The 7,415-nt window shown below is 43.8% G+C and carries 6 protein-coding genes and 1 tRNA gene; 1 reads left to right on the top strand and 6 read right to left on the bottom strand.

What is annotated here, in order from left to right; translation table 11 throughout:
- Positions 1-13: 13 nt before the first annotated feature.
- The 6 genes from FD47_RS08900 to gap form a co-directional block, all read right to left on the bottom strand.
- Positions 14-1,012: a MucBP domain-containing protein gene (locus tag FD47_RS08900; protein ID WP_056980545.1), complete on the bottom strand. Its 999-nt coding sequence runs from the start codon at positions 1,010-1,012 to the stop codon at positions 14-16.
- The gene (locus FD47_RS08905; RefSeq protein ID WP_054735037.1) at positions 973-2,208 is read right to left on the bottom strand and encodes a MucBP domain-containing protein; all 1,236 of its coding nucleotides are present in this window, start codon (positions 2,206-2,208) and stop codon (positions 973-975) included. The genes FD47_RS08900 and FD47_RS08905 overlap by 40 nt, the downstream gene beginning before the upstream one ends.
- Before the next feature lie 123 nt (positions 2,209-2,331).
- A complete protein-coding gene (eno, locus tag FD47_RS08910) occupies positions 2,332-3,651 on the bottom strand; it encodes a phosphopyruvate hydratase (RefSeq protein WP_008213347.1) in 1,320 nt (439 codons plus the stop codon).
- Positions 3,652-3,753: 102 nt separating this feature from the next.
- Positions 3,754-4,512, bottom strand: a complete 759-nt coding sequence (gene tpiA / locus FD47_RS08915) for a triose-phosphate isomerase (protein ID WP_008213346.1) — start codon at positions 4,510-4,512, stop codon at positions 3,754-3,756.
- Positions 4,513-4,644: 132 nt separating this feature from the next.
- Positions 4,645-5,859 carry a phosphoglycerate kinase gene (locus tag FD47_RS08920; RefSeq protein ID WP_008213345.1) on the bottom strand — a complete coding sequence of 405 codons (1,215 nt, stop codon included), beginning with the start codon at positions 5,857-5,859 and terminating at the stop codon, positions 4,645-4,647.
- A gap of 106 nt (positions 5,860-5,965) precedes the next feature.
- Positions 5,966-6,976, bottom strand: a complete 1,011-nt coding sequence (gene gap / locus FD47_RS08925) for a type I glyceraldehyde-3-phosphate dehydrogenase (protein WP_008213344.1) — start codon at positions 6,974-6,976, stop codon at positions 5,966-5,968.
- A 285-nt stretch (positions 6,977-7,261) separates the two neighbouring features.
- Between gap and FD47_RS08930 the strand changes: the two genes are divergently transcribed.
- Positions 7,262-7,333: transfer RNA gene (locus tag FD47_RS08930), tRNA-Arg, on the top strand.
- Positions 7,334-7,415 lie beyond the last annotated feature (82 nt).

Here is a 7,415-nt window from a genome sequence, read left to right on the forward strand (position 1 = left end):
CATATCACATTGATCAAAATTTCCGGGCAATTTTTGGGCCGACTAATGCCAATAAGAGTCCCAACCCAATCATTTGGCTTTTCTTGGTGCCTGCATCACCAGTTTGCGGGAGACGGGCCACGCTGTGCTGACGACCGGCACGGCGGTGCGTCCGAGATTGGTGACGACGGTTCAAGGACCGGCCGTGGTGACGTTTCAATCGACGCCCTTGCTTTGCACGTTTATGGCCATTCTTTTTAACGTGATGTTTCTTTGTCTTGGTAGATTTCGCGGTCCGTTTATGAGCTGAATTTTTCTTAACATTCACCCGCTCAGCATCCTTGGAACCGTTATCTGCCAGTGTCTGACTTGCAGCGGGCGGGTTTGAAATCGCCGTCGTCTGGCTGTTAGCGGCTGGGACGGGTTTAACGGATTCAACGTGATCCTTGGCATATCGAATAGTAACGTCAGCCGGGAACAGCGAATCGAGTTTAACAATGCCTCCTGGATTGCCGACCACGTGGTAGCCTGGAATCACTTGAGCAGTATACGACAATGAATTACCAAATTTTCCGGTCAGTTGGGTCGTTGCCAACGCAGCCCCACTTTCATCGACCGCCCTAACTTTAAGAGTAACCGCTTTTCGCCGATAGTGGAGGACATGGCGATTTTGATCGTTGTCAAGGGTCGTCTTTTCCAAATCATAACCAAACAATTCGAAATTTTCATGCTGGAGCTTTTCAGCTGTTGTATTCATCGATTTTGAATATATTTCAGCTCCGGTTTCGTCGACTGCCTGGACCAGAAATTTCTTCGGCTGAGAAGCAGTATTCTTATTATCTTTCGTATTCTTTGCTGCTTGATGTTTGTGTTGATGCGATTTCTTATTTTTATTGGTCTTGGATTTTTGGTGACCCGATTTTGCAACACCCTGTTCCCTATCAGCATTTGGGGAGGTGACAGGCTGATCCGCTCCGTTTTCGACGGGCTGTTTCAAATCCTGGCCGGTTGACTGCGGTTTTTGGGCTGGCAATGTTGCCGGATCCTTTTTCTTATCATCAGTTTGTGAACGACTGTTTCCGGTTTGTTTTGGGTCTTGTTTTCGCCAGAGTCTTTGCCGGATTTTTGTGCCAAAATTTTCCCCTGTTTTGAGTCTTGAGGAGTTTCGCCGGTTTTGACACCGTCAGTTTTGGATGGGCTAACAGTTTGATCCGAATGACTAACTTTACCGTTCTTGATGGCGGACTCGCTAGAATGACCATCTTTGTCGGTTATCCCAGCTTGAACGGCCTGCTTGGACAGGCTTGATGATTCCGGATTAACTGCTAGTTGGCCTGCTTCAGCGTCCTTTGTCAATTCCCGACTTGGTTGATGGGCATCGACGACTACGGCCTTCTGGTCGTGGCTAACCGTAACCCCAGATGTTGATTCAGGCTTATCAGCCGAGACGGATTTCTTCGTTTCTGGTTGGGGGCTCATTGCTTTCGTAGAAGTTGTGGGCTTTTCCTGAGAGTTTTGATCAGTTTTTGCCACTTTTGAATCGATCGTTTCATCGGTCTTTTTCAAACCACTTTCTGAGGTGCCGACTTTTGGATTAGTTGGTTTGAGGGCTTCTGGTTTTGGGGTTGCCAGTTTTGGCGCTTGAGGGGTTGCCGTTGCTGGTTTTTCTGGTGAAATTGCTTTTGGATTAACCTTTTGATAGTGAGCCTCAACAACCTCGCTTACACTTGAAATTTTATTAACTAATCGTGGCCCATTTTTTGAGATATACCCAGGGATTGTAGGCAAATCAACCTTGTAGGAACCCCCAACTGTTAGTGGCAAGTGATTAAGAAGCAGATCATCTTTAATAATTGTTCCCGTTTCATCAACAAATCTTACCGTAAGGGTGGCTTGCTTTCCATCGTACTCGACATAATAGATCCCCTTTTTTGAATCAGCTTGAGTATATTTGATCTGCGTTAATCGCGGAATATAGCCTTCAACTGGTTCAACTTCATATAAAATTGAAGATCCCTCATGACCCGTTAAAGGCTCATGTTCTATAAAATTCTGCTCACGATTTCCATCCGAATTTTTCGAATTGAGTCTGGCCGCAATCATAACACTCCACGTCTTCGCCCCCTCATCAGTCACCACGACTCGTTGCTGGGGAGCCTCCGCGGCATGGCTCATCGCCGGGGTCATCAAACTCATCAATCCAACTGAAAACAATAATAACTTTTTCAAACTAAAAACCTCCATTTTGTATGCTTAATATTAAATACGCAAAATGGAGGTAAAGTTCTTGAATTAAATTTTAAACCAACAAAAAAGACCGCATCACTGCGATCCTTTTCATACTCTTAAAAATTACTTGTTTTGAATGTCTTCGCGAGCTTGTTCTGAAAGGTTATAGAATGAGTGAATTCCTTTGTATTCAGAAACATCGCCAAGTTGATCTTCAATTCTCATCAATTGATTGTACTTAGCAATTCGTTCGCCACGGCTCATTGAACCAGTCTTGATTTGGCCAGCATTAAGGGCAACAACCAAGTCAGCAATCGTGGTATCTTCAGTTTCACCTGAACGGTGTGAAATGATCGCCGTGTAACCTGCTTCACGAGCCATTTCAACGGCACGGACGGTTTCAGTCAAGGTACCGATTTGGTTCAACTTGATTAAGATGGCATTGGCAACGCCCATCTTGATACCCTTCTTAAGGTAATCGGTGTTGGTAACAAACAAATCATCACCAACGATTTGAACTTTCTTGCCAAGGCGCTTAGTAGCCATCTGCCAATCTTCCCATTCGTTTTCATCGAGTGGATCTTCAATTGAGATAACTGGGTATTTGTCAACAATGCCTTCAAGTAAAGTAACAAATTCGTCAGCAGTGTATGACTTGCCGTCACCCTTTAAGTCGTACTTCTTAGTTTCAGTATTGTAGAATTCTGATGCGGCACAGTCAAAGGCAATCGCAATGTCTTTACCTGGCTTGTAGCCGGCACGTTGGATAGCTTCAACAAGGATTTCAAATGGTTCCTCGTTGTTCTTCAAATCAGGTGCGAAACCACCTTCATCACCAACGGCAGTTGAGTAACCGCGTTCGTTCAACAAGTTCTTCAAGTTATGGAATGTTTCTGAACTCCAACGGATGGCTTCCTTAATTGAAGGTGCACCAACTGGCATAATCATGAATTCCTGGAAGTCAACCTTGTTGTTGGCATGCTTCCCACCATTGATAACGTTAAGCATTGGGGTTGGCAACAGGTGAGCGTTAAATCCGCCAAGGTAATTGTACAATGGCATTTCCAACTCATCAGCAGCGGCACGAGCAGCAGCAAGTGAAACGCCAAGAATTGCGTTAGCACCCAGCTTACCCTTGTTAGGAGTTCCGTCCAATGCGATCATGGCTTTATCAATTGCCAATTGATCAGTAACGTCATAGCCAACGATTTCTTTGGCGATAATGTTATTTACATTGTCAACGGCCTTTGTAACGCCTTTGCCCATGTAACGGTCCTTGTCACCATCACGGAGTTCAACAGCTTCGTGTTCACCGGTTGAAGCACCAGAAGGAACAATTCCGCGACCCATTGCACCTGCTTCAGTATATAATTCAACTTCAACAGTTGGGTTACCACGAGAGTCGAGAACCTCACGGGCATAAATATCAGAAATAATTGACATATTTTTTTCTCTCCTTAGCGAAAGTTGTGACCTTTTAAACAAGGTTCAACTCAATTTTATTAGTTTACCGCCCAAGTTTCAACATAAAACTGGAATCTTATCTTATTTTTGTAAAAAGTTTGCAAGATTCAGGAACGAATCGGGTTTCAAACTCGCTCCACCAGCCAAAACGCCATCGATATCGGTCTGAGCCATAATATCGTCAGCATTTTCATCATTCACACTACCACCATATAACACCCGAATCTGATTGGCAATGTCATCTGAATACAAATCAGCGATTGTTTGACGAATCAGATAACAGCCCTCTTCGGCTTCATCGGTGCTGGCGGTTTTGCCGCTGCCAATCGCCCAGCTTGGCTCGTAGGCTAAAATAATCGTTTTTGCCTGATCACTGGTGACCGATTTTAATGCATTGGTAACCTGACTAACCACCCAAGAAATGCGGTCGGCCGATTGACGACGACTCATCGTTTCATCACAACAAATAATCGGCGTCAGGTGATTACGGAAAGCCGCGTGAACCTTTTTGTTGATAATATCATCGGTCTCGTTAAAATACTTGCGTCTCTCCGAGTGACCAATAATCACGTGGGTAACACCCATTTCGTTGAGGGCTGCGGGACTCGTTTCCCCGGTGTAGGCCCCGGTATCTTCATAAAAGCAATTTTCGGCTGCGATAATAAGCGGTGAATCAGCATTGTGCTTGATCATACTTTCCAAAAACAATGGTGATGCGGCAATACAGGTCTCAGTCACTTTTGGATCAGGAAGCTTGCCCTTGATATCGTCAAGAAAGGCCACGGCCTCATCCACCGATAAGTTCATTTTCCAATTACCGGCAACGAACGGAATCCTCATATTCAAATCATTCCTTTACAATTAATAGCTTAAAATTATTGTACCAAAAGAAAGACCAAAAACCACGGATTAACACAGTCCCAATTTGTCAGGATCATAAAAAAATCCCGTCAAAGCGGGATTTTTCTATGATTATTTATTATCGATAGCAGCGATTCCTGGAAGGGTCTTTCCTTCAAGATACTGAAGTGATGCGCCACCACCGGTTGAAATATGGGTCAGTTTGTCAGCAACGCCGAGTTGTTTAACGGCAGCAGTTGAATCACCACCACCAACAATGGTTGTTGCGTCAGTTAATGAGCCAAGGAACTCACCAACTTTAAGGGTTCCCTGAGCAAAGTTTGCCATTTCGAATACGCCCATTGGGCCATTCCAAACAACCGTTTTCGCGTCACGAAGAACCTTTTCAAAGGCATCAATTGACTTTGGACCGATGTCCAGTGCCATCCAGCCATCGTCGATATCGCCTTCGACAACCTTGTGTTCAGCATCGTTGTTAAAGCTCTTAGCTACAACGTTGTCAGTTGGCAGAACAATCTTGTCGCCGCCCTTTTCAAGGATGTTCTTAGCAACTTCAATCTTGTCCTTTTCAACCAATGAGTCACCAACTTTAATTCCCTTAGCAGCATAGAATGTATAAGTCATCCCACCACCAATGATGATCTTGTCGGCTTTGCTCAATAAGTTGTCGATAACCCCAATTTTATCAGAAACCTTGGCGCCACCAAGAATGGCAACAAATGGGCGTTGTGGATTGTTAACAGCTTCGCCTAAAAATTGGATTTCTTTTTCCATTAAGAAGCCGGCGGCAACTGGCTTACCAGCCTTGTGCATTGCTTCGGCAATTCCAACGTTTGAAGCGTGTTGACGATGCGCAGTCCCAAATGCATCGTTGATGTATTCGTCACCTAATGAAGCCCAGTATGCGCCAAGCTTGGCGTCATTTCCAGATTCACGCTTAACGTATTCACCGTTTACAACGTCCTCATAACGCGTATTCTCAACCAAAAGCACACTGCCATCAGTCAAGTTGTTAACGGCATCTTCAAGCTGCTTACCTTCAGTGACAGGAACAAAGGTCACTGGTTTGTTCAGCAAGTTTGAAAGGCGTTCGGCAACGGGGCGCAAAGAAAGACCCTTTTTGTCTTCTTCCTTCTTAATCCGGCCTAAATGTGAGAATAAAATGGCCTTGCCCTTATGATCCAAAACAAATTTGATTGTTGGTAATGCAGCCTGGATTCGGTTGTCATCACCAATAACGCCATCCTTAATCGGAACATTAAAGTCAACGCGCATCAAGACTTTTTTGCCCTCAAGATCTAAATCAGAAACTGTTAATTTTGCCAATTTAGGAACCTCCTACATACAATATTGTTTGTGATACTTAGAACATGCACTTAGATAACAAAAGACGGAGAAGACACCCTCCTCCGCCGATTGCCTACGTTAATTATTAAAGTGAAGCAAACTTCAACAAGGTACGAACCATGTTGCAAGTGAAGCCCCATTCGTTATCATACCAAGCAACGGTCTTAACAAGTTGGTCGTCACCAGCAGTTGTAACTTCAGTTTGAGTTGGGTCAAATACTGAACCATGGTTGTCATCGATAATATCAGTTGAAACAATTTCATCATCGTTGTAACCAAATGCTTCGTTATCAACAGTGTGCTTCTTCATAGCTTCGTTAACTTCGTCAGCAGTTACTTTCTTATCAAGAACTGTAACCAATTCAGTTAATGAACCATCAATAACGGCAACCCGTTGTGCGTGGCCCATAACCTTACCGTCAAGATCTGGAATAACCAAACCAATTGCCTTAGCAGCACCAGATGAATGAGGAATCGTGTTTGCGCTGGCAGTACGGTTGTTACGACGCTTCTTAGTCTTAGGACCATCAAGAATTTGTTGTGATGCAGTAAATGCATGAACAGTTGTCATAGTACCAACTTTAACACCGAATTCTTTGTTCAAGAAGTAAAGCATTGGTGCCAAGCAGTTAGTGGTACATGAACCAGCTGAAACGATAACATCGTTTGAGTTAAGAACGTCCAAGTTAACACCAGGAACAACGGTCTTGATAGGACCAGCAGGTGCTGAAATCAAGACCCGCTTTGCGCCGGCATTGATATGAGCTTGAGCTTTTTCTTCGGATGTGTAAAAACCAGTACATTCAAGAACGAAGTCAACGCCATCGTTTTTAACCCAAGGAAGGTTAGAAGCATCTTTTTCAGCGTAAACCGGAATTTCTTTACCATCAACAACGATACCCTTGTCAGTTGATGAAACCTCGCCAGGGAAACGGCCATGGGTTGAATCATACTTCAAAAGGTAAGCCAACATTGAAGGAGTTGTTAAATCGTTAATTGCGGCAACTTCGATTTCATCGGAGTGTAATTCGTGAATTCGCTTGAATGCCAGACGGCCAATACGGCCAAAACCATTAATACCAATCTTTACAGTCATACTGTGTTTTCCTCCTTTAGGAAATAAGAAAATATTATCAGTAATACAATCCACATCGTACCACTAATTGAAAACAAAGTCAGCACCCTTTGTGAACCTAATCTCAATGCGGGCGCATCGAGTAAATTGAAATATTACCCAAATACGAGTATAGCAGACCCCCAAATAATTGCAACGAGTTCCGGTGCTAGTAACCGCTTTCACTAACACCTTTTTAATTTCACTTGAAAAATGTCGCAAGTTCTAGTATATTGGTATAGTAAGTTTTGTTACAACAACTGATTTGCGCTTGTAGTGTAATGGATCGCACGTAAGATTCCGGTTCTTGAGATGAGGGTTCGATTCCCCCCAAGCGCACTAGGCACCATCATCGAGCATCAGTTAAAAGCGCCATTTTGAAAGTCGTTTTTGAGGTGTACCCCCAAAGTTAAAGTAAATA

It is taken from the genome of Lentilactobacillus parafarraginis DSM 18390 = JCM 14109 (genome assembly GCF_001435895.1).
GTDB classification, from domain to species: Bacteria; Bacillota; Bacilli; order Lactobacillales; family Lactobacillaceae; genus Lentilactobacillus; species Lentilactobacillus parafarraginis.